Origin of the sequence: Acidovorax sp. NO-1 (genome assembly GCF_000238595.1) — a bacterium.
GTDB lineage: Bacteria > Pseudomonadota > Gammaproteobacteria > Burkholderiales > Burkholderiaceae_C > Acidovorax.
Window position 1 is genome coordinate 218,573 of sequence record NZ_AGTS01000078.1, and the last position, 14,959, is coordinate 233,531.

A 14,959-nucleotide genomic window follows, 5' to 3' on the forward strand; every position below is an offset into this window, starting at 1 on the left:
GTGCTTTCACTCCATGCCGAGCGCCACCGGCGTCAGAATACTGCCTGAGCCCCCAGGAACCCGCCAGCGTGATCCTTTACGAATATCCCTTTAACGAGCGTCTCAGAACCTATCTGCGGCTTGAGCAGTTGTTCCGCCGGTTGGGGGAGTTGATCCCCCGCTCGCACGCGCTGGATCACCACTTTGCGCTGGTCACCATCTTCGAGATCATGGATGTGGCAGCGCGCGCCGACCTCAAGTCGGATGTGCTCAAGGACATCGAGAAACACAAGCACCAGCTCGACAGCTACCGCGGCAATCCCTCGATTTCGGAAGCGGCGCTGGACGCTGTCATTGCCCAGCTGGACCGCTGTTTCACAGCGCTCAATACCCAGTCGGGCAAGTCCGGCCACTCGCTCACCGAGAACGATTGGCTGATGAGCATCCGCAGCCGCGTGGGAATTCCCGGCGGCACTTGCGGCTTCGACCTCCCTGCGTACTACGCCTGGCAGCACCACACACCGGAGGTGCGCCAGCAGGCCCTCGAAGAGTGGGCATCGACCCTGGCTCCGCTGGCCGAATCCATCTATGTGTTGCTCAAGCTCCTGCGCGACTCTGGCGTGCCCCAGAAGGTGGCGGCAGAGCGCGGTCAATTTCAGCAGAACCTGCCCCAGGGCCGCACGTTCCAGTTGTTGCGCCTGCGCATCGACCCAGCCTTGAACCTGATTCCCGAGATCAGCGGCAACCGCCTGATCGTCTCGGTGCGGCTCATGCGGCTGGAGGGTGATGGGCGCCTGCACGCCTGCAATGAAGATGCGGCTTTCGAGTTGACACTGTGCGCGTGAGGCGGCCACCAGCAGGGCACCAGGCACAAACTTCAAGATCGACGAAAAAGCATGGCTGAACCCACGCCCACCCAGCCCCAAGCACGCATCGTCACCTGCCCCAGTTGTGGCGGTGACAGCGTCTACAGCCCGGCCAACGTGTACCGCCCGTTCTGCAGCGAGCGGTGCAAGCAGATGGACCTTGGCGCCTGGGCCAGCGAGGATTTCCGCATGCCTGCAGAGGCTCCACCGGCCGACGAACTCTATGGTGATCCTCGGCTGCAGCACTGATTTTGGCGGGTTGCTCCACCGTATTTCAAGCGAAATTGGGCTCCAACGCTTACCAGTAAAGCGCGAGTAGCTACTAATTTAGTAGCAAAACGACCCTTACTCCGGGGAATATTCCAAGCCGCGCTCTGCTGCGAGCCATTGCAGCACCGGATACGCGCCGGGCAACACCGGTGACACAGTCAGCGGCATCTGCTGCCACTCCATGGTCTGCCCTTCGCGCATTTCGAACTCGCCCGTCCATTCCCGCACCTTGCACCAGTGCAGGCGCACCAGGGCATGTGGGTAGTCGTGTTCGGTGACTTTCCAGACACTGGCAGCGCCAATGGTCACCCCCAGCTCCTCCACCAGCTCTCTGCGCAGCGCCTGCTCCACCGTCTCGCCGACTTCGAGCTTGCCACCCGGAAACTCCCAGTACCCCGCATAAGGCTTGCCCGGCGGGCGTGTAGAGAGCAGCATCGCGCCATCGGCACGCAGCAAGATGCCCACGGCCACCTCGGTGTGCTGGCGCGCCGTGGTCGCGGCGGGTGTTGCAGGTGCATCTTCGGACACGGCCACAGGATCAGCCATCGTGGCGCCCCGCATAGTCACGCGCAAACTGGTAGGCCACACGGCCGCTGCGCGAGCCGCGCTCCAGCGCCCAGACGAGCGCCTCGGGCCGTGCCGCCGCAATTGCGGCGGCAGAGGCCCCGAAGGATGCCAGCCACTGGGCGACGATGGTCAGGTACTCCTCCTGGCTGAAGGGGTAGAAGCTCACCCACAGCCCAAACCGCTCTGACAGCGAAATCTTCTCCTCCACCACTTCACCGGGGTGCACTTCGCCATCTGCGGTGTGGGTGTAGGTGAGGTTTTCAGCCATGTATTCGGGCAACAGGTGGCGCCGGTTGCTGGTGGCGTAGATCAGCACATTGGGCGTGGCGGCGGCCACCGATCCATCCAGGATCGACTTGAGTGCCTTGTAGCCGGGCTCGCCGTCTTCAAAGCTCAGGTCATCACTGAAGATGATGAATTTCTCGGGCCGCTCGGCCACCACATCCACGATATCCGGCAGGTCGACCAGGTCCGCCTTGTCCACTTCGATCAGCCGCAGACCCTGCCCCGCGTAGGCATTCAGGCAGGCCTTGATGAGCGATGACTTGCCGGTACCACGTGCACCGGTCAGCAGCACGTTGTTGGCGGGCTTGCCCAGCAAAAACTGCTCGGTGTTGCGCTGGATCTTTTCCTTTTGCCCGTCGATTTCTTTGAGATCCGCCAGCTGCATCGCAGCCACATGGCGCACGGGCTCCAGGGTGCCGTGGCCACTGCTGCGCTTGCGGTAACGCCAGGCAATGGACAAAGACCAGTCCGGCGCCCCGAGGGGCTGGGGCAGCACAGACTCGATGCGGGCGATCAGTTGCTCGGCCCGCTCGATCAGATGTTCAATTTTTTGATTCATTTCAGGCTCTAGCGCTTATGCATAAAGCGCAAATAGCTATTAAATACATAGCAATTTCACGAGCGATAGTCTGCATTGATGGTGACGTAGTCGTGGCTGAAATCACAGGTCCACACCGTGTCGGAGGCATCACCACGGCCCAGCAGCACACGCACCGTAATCTCGCTTTGCTTCATCACGCGCTGGCCGTCTTCCTCGCGGTAGGCGGGGTTGCGTCCGCCCTGAATGGCCACGTGTACGTCGTCCAGGTAGAGATCGATCCCGGTCTGGTCGAGATCATCAATGCCCGCGTAGCCCACGGCCGCGAGGATGCGGCCCAGGTTCGGGTCGCTGGCATAGAACGCGGTTTTTACCAGCGGCGAGTGGGCGATGGCGTAGGCCACCTTGCGGCACTCTTCGCCGGTCTTGCCGCCTTCTACCTGCACGGTGATGAACTTGGTAGCGCCCTCGCCGTCGCGCACGATGGCCTGGGCGAGCTTCTGCGATACCGCCAGCATGGCGGCCTTGAGGGCCTGGCCCTCGGCGCTTGCCAGAGACGTAATGGGCGCATGCGCGGCCTTGTTGGTCGCCACCACCACAAACGAATCGTTGGTGGAGGTGTCGCCATCGATGGTGACGCGGTTGAACGAGCCATCGGCCAGTTCGCGGGCCAGCTGCTGCATGACGGCAGGGGCCACGCAAGCGTCCGTGGCCATGAAGCCGAGCATGGTGGCCATGTTGGGCCGGATCATGCCCGCCCCTTTGCTGATGCCGGTGATGGACACGGTGGCACCACCAATCTGCACTTGGGCCGAGAAGGCCTTGGGCAAGGTGTCCGTGGTCATGATGCCTTCTGCGGCGCGGGCCCAGTGGCCGGGCTGGGCATCGGCAATCGCAGCGGGCAAGCCTGCCTCGATGCGGTCATTGGGCAGCGGCTCCATGATCACGCCGGTGGAGAACGGCAGGATCTGCTCGGGCGCCACGCTGAGCTGGCGCGCGAGGGCCACGCAGGTGGCGCGCGCACGCGCCAGGCCATCCGCGCCCGTGCCAGCGTTGGCATTGCCGGTGTTGATCAGCATGGCGCGGATGGGCTGCCCGCTGGCCAGGTGATCGCGGCTGATCTGCACAGGCGCGGCGCAAAAGCGGTTTTGCGTGAACACACCCGCCACGCTGGCACCTTCGTCCAGCAGGAACACGGTGAGATCCTTGCGGTTGGCCTTTCGGACACCGGCTTCGGCAACGCCGATGCGCACTCCGGCAATCGGGTGCAGATCGGCGGCAAAGGGAGCGACGAGATTGACGGGCATGGAGGTCCTTGTGAAAAACTGCGGCCGATTATCCGGATAACGTGGCGCGCCAATGAAAACACGGGCCGAAGCCCGTGTTGTGTGGATCAGAAAATCAGGCGAGTTTGCCGTGGCACTGCTTGTACTTCTTGCCGCTGCCACAGGGGCACGGGTCGTTGCGGCCCACGCGGACACCTTCTGGCAGGGCTTGGCCCACGGTCTGGGCATCCACCGTGCTCTCGACCTCACCTGTTTCGGTCGGCGCGGTGTAGGTCACATTGGCAATGCTTTCGCCACGGTTTTCCATCTCTTGCGCGGCCTGGTCGAGTTGCTCCTGCGACTGCACCTGCACGGTCATGAGGATCTTGGTGACTTCGTTCTTGACCTGGTCGATCAGCTGGCGGAACAGCTCGAAGGCCTCGCGCTTGTACTCCTGCTTGGGCTGCTTTTGCGCATAGCCTCGCAGGTGGATACCCTGGCGCAGATAGTCCAGCGCGGAGAGGTGGTCGCGCCAGTTGGAGTCAAAACTCTGCAGCAGCACCATGCGCTCGAACTGCGTGAAGTTCTCGCGCCCAACCTGCGCCACCTTGGCGTCAAACGAAGCATGGGCTGCGGCCAGCACCTTCTCCAGGATTTCATCGTCGGTGATGGCACTGGCGCCCTGCACCATCTGCTGCAGTGCAATCGACACCTGCCATTCGTCGGCCAGCACTTTTTCGAGGCCAGCGAGGTCCCACTGCTCTTCCACCGATTCGGCGGGCACATACTGGCGCACCAGATCGGTCATGCAGTCCTCGCGCATGGCGGCGATCACGTCCGACAGGTCGGCAGCATCGAGGATGTCGTTGCGCTGCTGGTAGATCACCTTGCGCTGGTCGTTGGACACATCGTCGTATTCGAGCAACTGCTTGCGGATGTCGAAGTTGCGCGCTTCCACCTTGCGCTGGGCGGACTCGATGCTGCGCGTGACGATGCCGGCTTCGATGGCCTCGCCATCGGGCATCTTCAGGCGGTCCATGATCGCCCGGACGCGGTCGCCCGCGAAGATGCGCATCAGTGCATCGTCCAGGCCCAGATAGAAACGCGAGGAGCCGGGGTCACCCTGACGGCCCGAACGGCCGCGCAGCTGATTGTCGATGCGGCGGGATTCGTGGCGCTCGGTGGCGATGATGCGCAAGCCACCCAGAGCCTTGACCTTCTCGTGGTCGATCTTCCATTGTTCGCGCAGAGCCTCCACCTTGGCGGTGCGCTGGGCTTCCGACAAGGACTCGTCCGCTTCGATGGCCGCCACATCCTTCTCGATGTTGCCGCCCAGCACGATGTCCGTGCCCCGGCCCGCCATGTTGGTGGCGATGGTGATCATGCCCTCGCGCCCCGCCTGGGCCACGATGTCGGCTTCACGCGCATGCTGCTTGGCGTTCAGCACCTGGTGCGGCAGGCCTTCCTTGATCAGCAACTGGTCGATGATCTCGGAGTTTTCGATCGACGTGGTGCCCACCAGCACGGGCTGGCCGCGCTCGTGGCACTCGCGGATGTCCTTGATCGCAGCTTCGTACTTCTCACGCGTGGTCTTATAGACGCGGTCGAGCTGGTCATCGCGCTTGCTCGGGCGGTTGGGTGGGATGACCACGGTTTCCAGGCCATAGATTTCCTGGAATTCGTAGGCTTCGGTATCGGCCGTGCCGGTCATGCCGGCGAGCTTGTTGTACAGACGGAAATAGTTCTGGAAGGTGATCGAAGCCAGGGTCTGGTTCTCGGCCTGGATGTTCACGCCTTCCTTGGCTTCCACAGCCTGGTGCAGGCCTTCGCTCCAGCGGCGGCCCGACATCAGGCGGCCGGTGAACTCGTCCACGATCACGATCTCGCCGTTTTGCACCACGTAGTGCTGGTCGCGGTGGTAGAGATGGTTGGCACGCAGTGCTGCGTACAGGTGGTGCATCAGCGTGATGTTGGCCGGGTCGTACACCGAGGCGCCTTCGGCAATCAGGCCCTGGCTGGCCAGGATGCGCTCGGCGCTTTCATGGCCCTGCTCCGTCAGGAACACCTGGTGTGTCTTCTCATCGACGGTGAAGTCTCCGGGCTTGGTCACGCCTTCGCCCGTTCGCGGGTCCGCTTCGCCCTCTTGGCGCACCAGCAGCGGCACTACCTTGTTCATGGCGATGTACATCGCCGTGTGGTCTTCCGCCTGTCCGCTGATGATGAGCGGCGTGCGGGCTTCGTCGATCAGGATGGAGTCCACCTCATCAACGATGGCAAAGTTCAGCCCCTGCTGCACGCGGTCGCGACCTTCGTACACCATGTTGTCACGCAGATAGTCGAACCCGTATTCGTTGTTCGTGCCGTAGGTGATGTCGGAGCGGTAGGCCTCCTGTTTTTGCTCGCGAGGCATGTTGGGCAGGTTGATACCCACCGTGAGGCCCAGGAAGTTGTACAGCCGCCCCATCCACTGCGCATCGCGGTTGGCCAGGTAGTCATTCACGGTGACCACATGCACGCCTTTGCCGGACAGCGCATTGAGGTACACCGGCAGCGTGGCGGTCAGGGTTTTGCCTTCACCGGTGCGCATCTCGGCGATCTTGCCGAAGTGCAACGCCATGCCGCCGAGCAACTGCACATCGAAGTGCCGCATCTTCATGATGCGCTTGGAGCCCTCGCGCACCACCGCAAAGGCTTCGGGCAGGATGTCATCCAGCGACTCGCCCTTGCCCACACGATCCTTGAACTCCTGCGTCTTGGCGCGGAGCTGTTCGTCCGACAGCTTCTCGTACTCGGGCTCCATCGCATTGATGCGGTTCACCGTCTTGCGGTACTGCTTGAGGAGCCGGTCGTTGCGGCTGCCGAATAGTTTGGTGAGGAAGTTGGTGGCCATGCGAACAGGACCGCCTGCACCGCTGCGAACAGCGCTTGAGGCGACCGAAATCCCTTAGATGAATTGAGTTCAGGTGGGTCCAACGCCACGGATTGCAAGCACTGCAATCCGGTAACCTGTGGACCGGACCGGCGATTTTACCTGCCCGCTGCGGGCATAGTTGCAGGGGCATCCGATGTTGGCGGCTGAACAGACGCCACCTGCGCACCGGGTGTCGCGCCGCCAGCAGTGAGAAATTTTTGTGGGTCCTGGAAAACGCCTTGTACCAGCACCTCGAAATGAAGGTGGGGCCCTGTAGAACGGCCCGTGGTGCCCACCTCGGCGATTTTCTGGCCCCGGCGAACGATGTCACCCTGCTTGACCAGCGTCCGCGAGGCATGGGCATAACGTGTGATCAGCTGGTTGCCGTGGTCCACTTCCAGCATGTTTCCATAGGCAGGGTGGTACTCCTGCGTCACCACCACCCCTCCGGCTGCAGCCAGGATCGGGGTACCCGTCTCTGCCTGAAAGTCCAGGCCCGTGTGCAGGGCGGACTGACCGGTAATGGGATCCACCCGCCAGCCGAAGGCTGAACCCGCATTTCGACCCGGCACGGGGGGCTGCGTCGGAACCATCTTCTTGCGGATATGCTGATCGAAAAGACGGGACTCCAGCACCGTCATCAAGTCCACACGCTGGTGGGTCAGGTGCTCCAGTTCGTCCAGCGTCGCCTGGAGCTCCTCCATCGACAGGTTACGCGCCCCAACCAGCACACCACCCCGGCCCTCGGCTTTGGGAATGTCAGCGGGCGCCATACCCGCAAGCCCGAGCACGCGATCACCCAGCGATTCCAGCTGAACCATCCGGGCCTGCATCTCGCCGACGCGACGGGCCATCGCATCCAGATTGGCACGCATGAAGCGATCCCGCTCCGCGAACTCGTCCTTGACCACCAGCCGCACCAGGGAGCCCACCACGGGCCACCCTTCCCGCGCCCCCTTCAGAAATACCCAGTGATACAGCGTAACCGCCATCAGCATCAGGCACAGCGATAGCATCAAAGCCACGAGCACCAAGCGTGTGCCGGACAAATGAATGGCCCGGCTCTTGGCCAGCCGGGCGTCCGTGATAATCAGATGCACTACGAATTCTCCACGCCCGAAGACGCACACCATGAACCGCCGCCACTACGCAGTCACCCTGCAGCAAGCCAGCGAGGAATCTCCCACGCTGGCCAAGCTCACAGCGCTGACGCGTGACTCGAGTGAACGGCTCAAAGCCATTGAAATGCTGATTCCCGCCACTTTGCGCCCCGCCTTGCAGGCAGGCCCCATTGACGGAGACTGCTGGTGCCTTCTGGTCAAAAGCAATGCTGCGGCGGCGAAAATACGCCAGCTGCTGCCTGCTTTACAGGCACATTTACGCAGCCGGGGGTGGGAGGTTAACGCGATTCGCCTGAAAGTTCAAACCTGAGGGCAGGGGTCAGAACCTTGGGAACGCTGAAGAAAACAAGAGACATGGTGCCGGTTGTCGGAATCGAACTGACGACCTACCGCTTACAAGGCGGGTGCTCTACCAACTGAGCTAAACCGGCGCAGGCTGCATTTTATCGTGGAAAAAGCAGCACAAAAGAACAAAACGCGCTTATTTCACACGCTTCAGCGCGGGTCGTGCGCCGCCCGACGCAGGCGGTGGCCGCGGCGCGTCGCCGCCCTCGTCGCCACCCTTCGCGCCATCATCCGTAGACACCAGCTGGACCACACGTTCATCGACAACTGCGGGCGCACCGCCGGCTGCGACAGCATCTCCAGGGGACACCACTTCCGGCAGCGTTGGCGCAATGGCCCCGGGAACGGCACCTCCGCCGAGCACGTCCACAGGGGGCGGAAAAGCCATGCCTTGTCCGTTCTCACGGGCATAGATGGCGATCACCCGCCCGACCGGCACAAGGATCTCACGCGGCTTGCCGCCAAACCGGGCCTTGAACTCGATGAAATCGTTGCCCAGCTGCAATGCACTGGTCGCATCAAAACTGATGTTCAGAACGATCTCACCGTCCTTCACATACTCACGCGGCACCTGTACGGAATCGTCCACGCGCACCGCCACATAGGGCGTGAGTCCATTGTCGGTGCACCACTCGTAAAGGGCACGGATGAGATACGGGCGCGTGGAGGTCGATTCCTGTGCGGTCATGAGGGCTCTAGGCTGCTGCGGTGGATAAACGTATGAGACAGGCCGCAGATTACTTGCGCATGACCTTTTCTGAAGGCGTCAGCGCTTCGATATAGGCCGGGCGCGAAAAGATGCGTTCCGCATACTTGAGCAGCGGGGCAGCGTTCTTGGACAGGTCAATACCGTAGTAGTCAAGGCGCCAGAGCAATGGAGCGATCGCCACATCCAGCATGGAGAAGTTGTCGCCCAGCATGTACTTGTTCTTGAGGAACACGGGGGCGAGCTGCGTCAGGCGGTCACGAATGTGAGCACGCGCCTTCTCCAGCGCCTTCTCGTTGCCCTTCGTGGCCCGCGATTCGAGGATGTTCACATGGACGAACAGTTCCTTCTCGAAGTTGAGCAGGAACAGGCGCACGCGCGCGCGATCCACCGGGTCGCCAGGCATCAGCTGGGGATGGGGGAAGCGCTCGTCGATGTACTCGTTGATGATGTTCGACTCATACAGGATCAGATCGCGCTCGACCAGAATCGGAACCTGGCCATAGGGGTTCATCACACTGATGTCTTCGGGCTTGTTGTACAGGTCCACATCGCGGATTTCAAAATCCATGCCTTTTTCGAACAGGACAAAACGGCAGCGGTGGGAGAAGGGACAGGTCGTACCCGAGTAAAGCACCATCATGGTGGGAGGCTCCTAAAAATCAAAAGAGTGGGACGCCAAAAGCGCCCACTCTGCAAAAAACCATTGGCACCCCGTGAAGGGTGCCTGCGTTGGTTCGGCTCTGTGCGTGTTACTTCACGTCCTTCCAGAAGGCCGCATTGAGCCTCCAGGCAATCAGGGTGAAAACGCCCAGGAAAATCAGCACCCAGACGCCCACGCGCTTGCGTGTGTTTTGCGCGGGTTCGCCCATCCACTGCATGTAGTTCACCAGGTCACCCACGGTCTGGTCATACTGAAGCGGGGTCATGAGGCCAGGCTTGACCTGTTCCCAACCCTTGAAGACCTGGGTCTTGTGACCATGGCTTTCATGCTCCTCGAAGACCGGACGCCGGTCGCCCTGCAACTCCCACAACACATGGGGCATTCCCACGTTGGGAAACACGAGGTTGTTCCAGCCTGTGGGCTTGGTGTCGTCACGGTAGTACGTGCGCAGGTAGGTGTAAAGGTAGTCAGCACCCGAGCCGCCAGCACCCGCCCGCGAACGGGCAATCACTGTCAGGTCGGGAGGATTGGCACCGAACCATGCCTTCGCCTGTTTGGGGTCAATGGCTGCCTTCATGGTCTCGCCGACCTTGTCGGTCGTGAACAGCAGGTTGTCCTTGACCTGCTGGTCGGTCAATCCGATGTCCTTGAGCCGATTGAACCGCATGAAGGCTGCAGAGTGGCAGTTCAGGCAGTAGTTGACGAATACCTTGGCGCCATTTTGCAAGGAGGCCAGATCGTTCGTCTTGACTGGCGCCTTGTCCAGCGGAATGCCACCGCCGGCGGCCAGTGCAGAGCCGGCAGCAAAACCCAGGGCGGCCACCAGCGTGAGGATGATTTTCTTCATTGTTGTTCTCTCCTGGGCTCAGTGCGCCACAAAGGTCACGCGGTCAGGCACGGGCTTCGGCTCGCCGATACGGCTCCACCAGGGCATCAGCAGGAAGAACCCGAAATAGAACAGCGTACCCACCTGCGACACTCGCTCACCAATGGGGGAAGGAGGCTGAACACCCAAATAGCCCAGGATCAGGAAGATGATCACAAATACGGCATACAGGTACTTGTGCCAGTCGGGGCGGTAACGGATCGACTTGACCGGGCTGTGGTCCAGCCAGGGCAGGAAGAACAGGATGATCACGGCACCACCCATCACCACCACGCCCCAGAACTTGGCGTCAATCGACAGCATCAGCACGATGGCGACAGCCGCAGCGCCCACAATGCCTGCCTTGACGAAGCTCGGCAATTTGGCCTTGAACACCCCGAAAGCAGCACCGGCAACCACACACAGGACCAGCACGTACATCATTTCCGTGGTGATCGCGCGCAGCATCGAGTAGAACGGCGTGAAGTACCAGACTGGCGCAATGTGCAGCGGCGTCACCAGCGGGTCAGCCGGGATGAAGTTGTTGTACTCCAGGAAGTAGCCACCAAACTCGGGCGCGAAGAACACCACGGCCGTGAACGCCATCAGGAACATGCTCAGCGCGAAGATGTCGTGCACCGTGTAGTAGGGGTGGAACGGCACGCCATCAAGCGGCTTGCCATTGGCATCCTTGGGCGCCTTGGGGCCCTTGATCTCCACGCCATCGGGGTTGTTGGAACCCACGTCGTGCAGCGCCAGCAAGTGGGCCACCACCAGACCCAGCAGCACCAGCGGCACAGCGATCACATGGAAGCTGAAGAAGCGGTTCAGCGTGGCATCACCCACCACGAAGTCGCCACGGATCAACAGGGCCAGATCGGGGCCGATGAAAGGAATGGCGGCAAACAGGTTCACGATCACCTGGGCGCCCCAGTACGACATCTGGCCCCAGGGCAGCAGGTAGCCCATGAAGGCCTCGGCCATCAGGCACAGGAAGATGGCGCAGCCAAAAATCCAGACCAACTCGCGCGGCTTGCGGTAGCTGCCGTAGATGAGCCCCCGGAACATGTGCAGATAGACCACCACAAAGAAGGCCGAGGCCCCTGTGGAGTGCATGTAGCGGATCAGCCAGCCCCAGGGCACATCACGCATGATGTACTCGACCGAAGCAAACGCCAGGTTGGCGTCGGGCTTGTAGTGCATGACCAGGAAGATGCCGGTCACGATCTGGATCACCAGCACCACCAGTGCCAGCGAGCCGAAGATGTACCAGAAGTTGAAGTTCTTCGGAGCGTAGTACTCCGACATGTGCACGCGATAGGCGTCAAACGCGGTCGGGAAGCGGTTCTCGAACCAGTTCGTGACCTTGGCGCCTGCCGACGCGTTGGGGGAGATTTCCTTGAATTCAGCCATGTCGATATACCTCAGGCCTTCTTGTCTTCGCCGATCAACAGCACCGTGTCGGACAGATACATGTGCGGCGGCACTTCCAGGTTGTCAGGCGCCGGCTTGTTTTTGAAGACCCGGCCGGCCACGTCGAACGTGGAACCATGGCAGGCGCAGAGGAATCCACCGTGCCAGTCGTCCGGCAGCGATGGCTGGGGACCAGTCTGAAACTTGTCCCCGGGCGAGCAGCCCAGATGGGTGCAGATGCCAACACCCACGAACACCTCGGGCTTGATCGAGCGATGCTGGTTCTTGGCGTACTCCGGCGTGGGGTACGTATTGCGATCCGACTTGGGATCGGCCAGCTGGGACTCGGTCTGAGCGAGAGACTCGAGCTGCTGGGGGGTGCGCTTGAGGATCCACACCGGTTTGCCGCGCCATTCAACGGTCAGCTTTTCACCGGGCTGCAAGGTGGAGATATCCACCTCCACAGCGGCACCGGCCGCTCTGGCTTTTTCCGAAGGCTGGAAACTACTGACGAAAGGCACTGCTACGGCCACTCCGCCAGCGGCACCGGCACATCCGGACGCAATCAGCCACGTCCTTTTACTGGTGTCGACTGGTGTGTCACTCATGGGGATCCTCGGTAAACATCGCTATTGTTGGGTCAACCGCGAATTGTAGCGGAGTGAAAATGGTTATTTCAATGTGAAGAACTGGCTTGACAGTGTGCGGAGTCGGGCAATACTCCGGCATCACCATTTAAACAAGGAGTACAACATGGGGATGATGCAAGAGTTCAGGGAGTTTGCGGTCAAGGGCAATGTGATTGATCTTGCGGTAGGCGTGATCATCGGAGCCGCGTTTGGCAAGATTGTGGATTCGGTGGTGTCCGACCTGATCATGCCAGTGGTGGGACTCGTGTTCGGCAAGCTCGACTTTTCGAACCTCTTCGTGGTGCTCGGCACTGTTCCACCAGGCACCGCCATGACACTGGACGCCCTCAAGAAGGCTGGCGTGCCGGTGTTTGCATATGGCAACTTCCTGACCGTGGCTGTCAACTTCTTCATTCTGGCATTCATCATCTTTGTGATGATCAAGCAGATCAACCGCCTCAAGCGTGAAGCCCCGCCGCCCGCCCCGGCAGCGCCCGCCGCCGCCCCGGAAGACATTGTTCTGCTGCGGGAAATCAGGGACAGCCTGAAGAAATAGCCCTCTCGCGCCCGCATGTCCAGCGGGCAGCGGCACGCGTTTTCAGGCCGTAAGCGCACGCGCCATGCGCACGGCTTCCACAAGGCTTGCGGCATCGGCCACCCCGCGTCCGGCGATGTCAAACGCAGTGCCGTGGTCTGGACTGGTGCGAACCAGAGGCAGGCCCAGCGTCACGTTCACCCCTTTGTCCACGCCCAGGTACTTGACCGGAATCAACCCCTGGTCGTGGTACATCGCAATGACCACGTCAAATTCGCCCACGTGGCCAGGTACATGGCGAGACCGCATGAACACCGTATCGGGTGCGAAAGGGCCGTATACATCCAGCCCCTGTGCGCGCGCAGCCTTGAGCGCGGGGGCTATCACTTCGATCTCTTCGCTGCCAAACAGCCCCCCCTCTCCAGCATGGGGGTTGAGCCCGGCCACCGCGATGCGCGGCGCGCGGCCCAGACTGCGGGCCAAGGCTGCGTGCGTGATCTGCAGCGTCTCCAAGATGTTGTCCGTCGTGACTGCAGCAATGGCATCGCGCAGCGACATGTGGATACTGACCAGCACCGTACGCAGCTCATCGCTCGCGAGCATCATGCGCACGGGCATCTGCGCCAGCCCCACGCCCTGGTGCGCAGCAGCCTCCGCCTGCAGCAACTCGGTGTGTCCCGGAAACTCCACCCCCGCTGCCGACAAAGCTTCTTTATGCAGCGGGGCAGTGACCAGCCCCGCCACTTCACCGTGCAGCGCAGCGCGCGCGGCCCAGATCACGCAGTCGGCAGCGGCCCGCCCAGCGTCTGCGCTGACCTCCCCCCAGGGCTGTGGCCCCGCAATACCCGGCAACTGCAGGACAGGGATACATCGAGGAGGCACACCGAGCGCATCGGCAGGGCTCCCTATCAGCGCTACAGGCACCATCGGAACGCCCGGCCGCACGATGGCTTGCCCGGCACGCCGCAGTGTGGCCACATCGCCCACCACGAAACAGCCCCGCAAAGCGTCTGGCGCGTCGCGAAATGCCTTGGCGACGATTTCAGGGCCAATGCCTGCGGAGTCTCCCTGGGTGATGGCTAAGGGCTGCATGGTGGTTGTTTCAAAGCAAAATCGGGCTCCAGCGCTTTCTGGATAAGCGCCAATAGCTACATTATTAATAGCAAACGACGTGGCACAGGGCCCACTCAGGCGGGGTTGTCGATCTCGATGAACTGGTGATCCAGGCCGAGTTGATGGGCCACCTGCGCCGCCACCGCTGGTGCGCCATAGCGTTCGGTCGCATGGTGGCCTGCAGCAATGAACCCGACGCCCGTCTCGCGCGCCAAGTGCGCCTGGGGTTCGGAAATTTCACCGGTCACAAATACATCTGCGCCCGCAGCAATTGCCGCCTCGAAATACCCCTGCGCCCCACCCGTGCACCAGGCTACGCGGCGAATAGGCCTCTGCGCTCCAGCGCTGTCGGGTGGCACCCATGTCACTGCGCGGCCCAGGGCCCTGGCAACATGGTCTGCGAGCGACTGCCCGCTGGCAAACGCGGCGGGTGCGGCAAAGCCCAGATCCTGATCGCCGAAACGCGCATCGGGAGCCAGCCCCAGGACGCGGCCGAGTTGTGCGTTGTTGCCCAACTCAGGGTGGGCATCCAGTGGCAGGTGGTAGGCGAACAGATTGATGTCATGCGCCAGCAGCAGCTGGAGCCGTTGCTTCATCCACCCCGTCACACGGCCATCCTGTCCGCGCCAAAACAGGCCATGGTGCACAAAGATGGCATCAGCCCCGGCCGCAATGGCGGCTTCGATCAGTGCGCGGCTGGCCGTCACGCCACTCACGACATGCGCAATCTCGGGCTTGCCCTCCACCTGCAGCCCGTTGGGGCCGTAGTCCTTGAAGCGCTCGGGTTGCAACAGGCCATCGAAAGCCTGCAGAAGTTCAGTACGGGAAATACTCATGCCCGTATTGTCGCTGCCGCCCCATGTAAAAAGGCGCCACCAGGGCGCCTT

16 protein-coding genes and 1 tRNA gene are annotated in these 14,959 nt (G+C 61.7%); 4 read left to right on the plus strand and 13 right to left on the minus strand.

Features of this window, described 5'->3' with window-relative positions; translation table 11 throughout:
• The first annotated feature begins 68 nt into the window (after positions 1 to 68).
• Complete coding sequence (gene zapD, locus KYG_RS11915) at positions 69 to 824, plus strand: cell division protein ZapD (RefSeq protein WP_008905151.1); 756 nt, start codon at positions 69 to 71, stop codon at positions 822 to 824.
• A 51-nt stretch (positions 825 to 875) separates the two neighbouring features.
• Positions 876 to 1,094, plus strand: a complete 219-nt coding sequence (locus KYG_RS11920) for a DNA gyrase inhibitor YacG (protein ID WP_008905152.1) — start codon at positions 876 to 878, stop codon at positions 1,092 to 1,094.
• A 96-nt stretch (positions 1,095 to 1,190) separates the two neighbouring features.
• On the opposite strand, the gene KYG_RS11925 is transcribed toward KYG_RS11920, so the two are convergent.
• The 5 genes from KYG_RS11925 to KYG_RS11945 form a co-directional block, all read right to left on the minus strand.
• The gene (locus KYG_RS11925; protein WP_050813849.1) at positions 1,191 to 1,661 is read right to left on the minus strand and encodes an NUDIX domain-containing protein; all 471 of its coding nucleotides are present in this window, start codon (positions 1,659 to 1,661) and stop codon (positions 1,191 to 1,193) included.
• The gene (locus KYG_RS11930) at positions 1,654 to 2,526 is read right to left on the minus strand and encodes an ATP-binding protein (RefSeq protein WP_008905154.1); all 873 of its coding nucleotides are present in this window, start codon (positions 2,524 to 2,526) and stop codon (positions 1,654 to 1,656) included. Before KYG_RS11930 ends, KYG_RS11925 begins: the two co-directional genes overlap by 8 nt.
• Before the next feature lie 56 nt (positions 2,527 to 2,582).
• Positions 2,583 to 3,812, minus strand: coding sequence for a bifunctional glutamate N-acetyltransferase/amino-acid acetyltransferase ArgJ (gene argJ / locus KYG_RS11935; RefSeq protein ID WP_008905155.1), 1,230 nt, complete (start codon positions 3,810 to 3,812; stop codon positions 2,583 to 2,585).
• Positions 3,813 to 3,906: 94 nt separating this feature from the next.
• Positions 3,907 to 6,660, minus strand: coding sequence for a preprotein translocase subunit SecA (secA, locus tag KYG_RS11940; protein ID WP_008905156.1), 2,754 nt, complete (start codon positions 6,658 to 6,660; stop codon positions 3,907 to 3,909).
• A gap of 137 nt (positions 6,661 to 6,797) precedes the next feature.
• A complete protein-coding gene (locus KYG_RS11945; RefSeq protein WP_008905157.1) occupies positions 6,798 to 7,814 on the minus strand; it encodes a M23 family metallopeptidase in 1,017 nt (338 codons plus the stop codon).
• On the opposite strand from KYG_RS11945, the gene KYG_RS11950 reads away from it, so the two are divergent.
• Positions 7,813 to 8,112, plus strand: coding sequence for a hypothetical protein (locus KYG_RS11950; protein WP_008905158.1), 300 nt, complete (start codon positions 7,813 to 7,815; stop codon positions 8,110 to 8,112). The two genes, KYG_RS11945 and KYG_RS11950, sit on opposite strands and share 2 nt — an antisense overlap.
• A 45-nt stretch (positions 8,113 to 8,157) precedes the next feature.
• Here the strand turns inward: KYG_RS11950 and KYG_RS11955 are convergent.
• The 6 genes from KYG_RS11955 to petA form a co-directional block, all read right to left on the minus strand.
• Positions 8,158 to 8,233: transfer RNA gene (locus KYG_RS11955), tRNA-Thr, on the minus strand.
• Positions 8,234 to 8,283: 50 nt separating this feature from the next.
• Positions 8,284 to 8,835, minus strand: a complete 552-nt coding sequence (locus tag KYG_RS11960) for a ClpXP protease specificity-enhancing factor (protein WP_008905159.1) — start codon at positions 8,833 to 8,835, stop codon at positions 8,284 to 8,286.
• 49 nt (positions 8,836 to 8,884) lie between these two features.
• Positions 8,885 to 9,496 carry a glutathione S-transferase N-terminal domain-containing protein gene (locus KYG_RS11965; protein ID WP_007854512.1) on the minus strand — a complete coding sequence of 204 codons (612 nt, stop codon included), beginning with the start codon at positions 9,494 to 9,496 and terminating at the stop codon, positions 8,885 to 8,887.
• Positions 9,497 to 9,605: 109 nt separating this feature from the next.
• Positions 9,606 to 10,364, minus strand: a complete 759-nt coding sequence (locus tag KYG_RS11970) for a cytochrome c1 (protein ID WP_008905160.1) — start codon at positions 10,362 to 10,364, stop codon at positions 9,606 to 9,608.
• 18 nt (positions 10,365 to 10,382) lie between these two features.
• On the minus strand, positions 10,383 to 11,795 hold the full coding sequence (locus KYG_RS11975; protein WP_008905161.1) for a cytochrome bc complex cytochrome b subunit: 1,413 nt from the start codon (positions 11,793 to 11,795) through the stop codon (positions 10,383 to 10,385).
• An 11-nt stretch (positions 11,796 to 11,806) separates the two neighbouring features.
• Positions 11,807 to 12,403, minus strand: a complete 597-nt coding sequence (gene petA / locus KYG_RS11980; protein ID WP_034694248.1) for a ubiquinol-cytochrome c reductase iron-sulfur subunit — start codon at positions 12,401 to 12,403, stop codon at positions 11,807 to 11,809.
• A gap of 145 nt (positions 12,404 to 12,548) precedes the next feature.
• Between petA and mscL the strand changes: the two genes are divergently transcribed.
• Positions 12,549 to 12,980: a large conductance mechanosensitive channel protein MscL gene (gene mscL, locus KYG_RS11985; RefSeq protein WP_008905163.1), complete on the plus strand. Its 432-nt coding sequence runs from the start codon at positions 12,549 to 12,551 to the stop codon at positions 12,978 to 12,980.
• A 42-nt stretch (positions 12,981 to 13,022) separates the two neighbouring features.
• On the opposite strand, the gene pdxA is transcribed toward mscL, so the two are convergent.
• Together pdxA and KYG_RS11995 are read right to left on the minus strand one after the other, a co-directional pair.
• Positions 13,023 to 14,051 carry a 4-hydroxythreonine-4-phosphate dehydrogenase PdxA gene (gene pdxA / locus KYG_RS11990; RefSeq protein ID WP_008905164.1) on the minus strand — a complete coding sequence of 343 codons (1,029 nt, stop codon included), beginning with the start codon at positions 14,049 to 14,051 and terminating at the stop codon, positions 13,023 to 13,025.
• Between the two features lie 95 nt (positions 14,052 to 14,146).
• Positions 14,147 to 14,908: a Nif3-like dinuclear metal center hexameric protein gene (locus tag KYG_RS11995; protein ID WP_008905165.1), complete on the minus strand. Its 762-nt coding sequence runs from the start codon at positions 14,906 to 14,908 to the stop codon at positions 14,147 to 14,149.
• Positions 14,909 to 14,959: the final 51 nt, after the last annotated feature.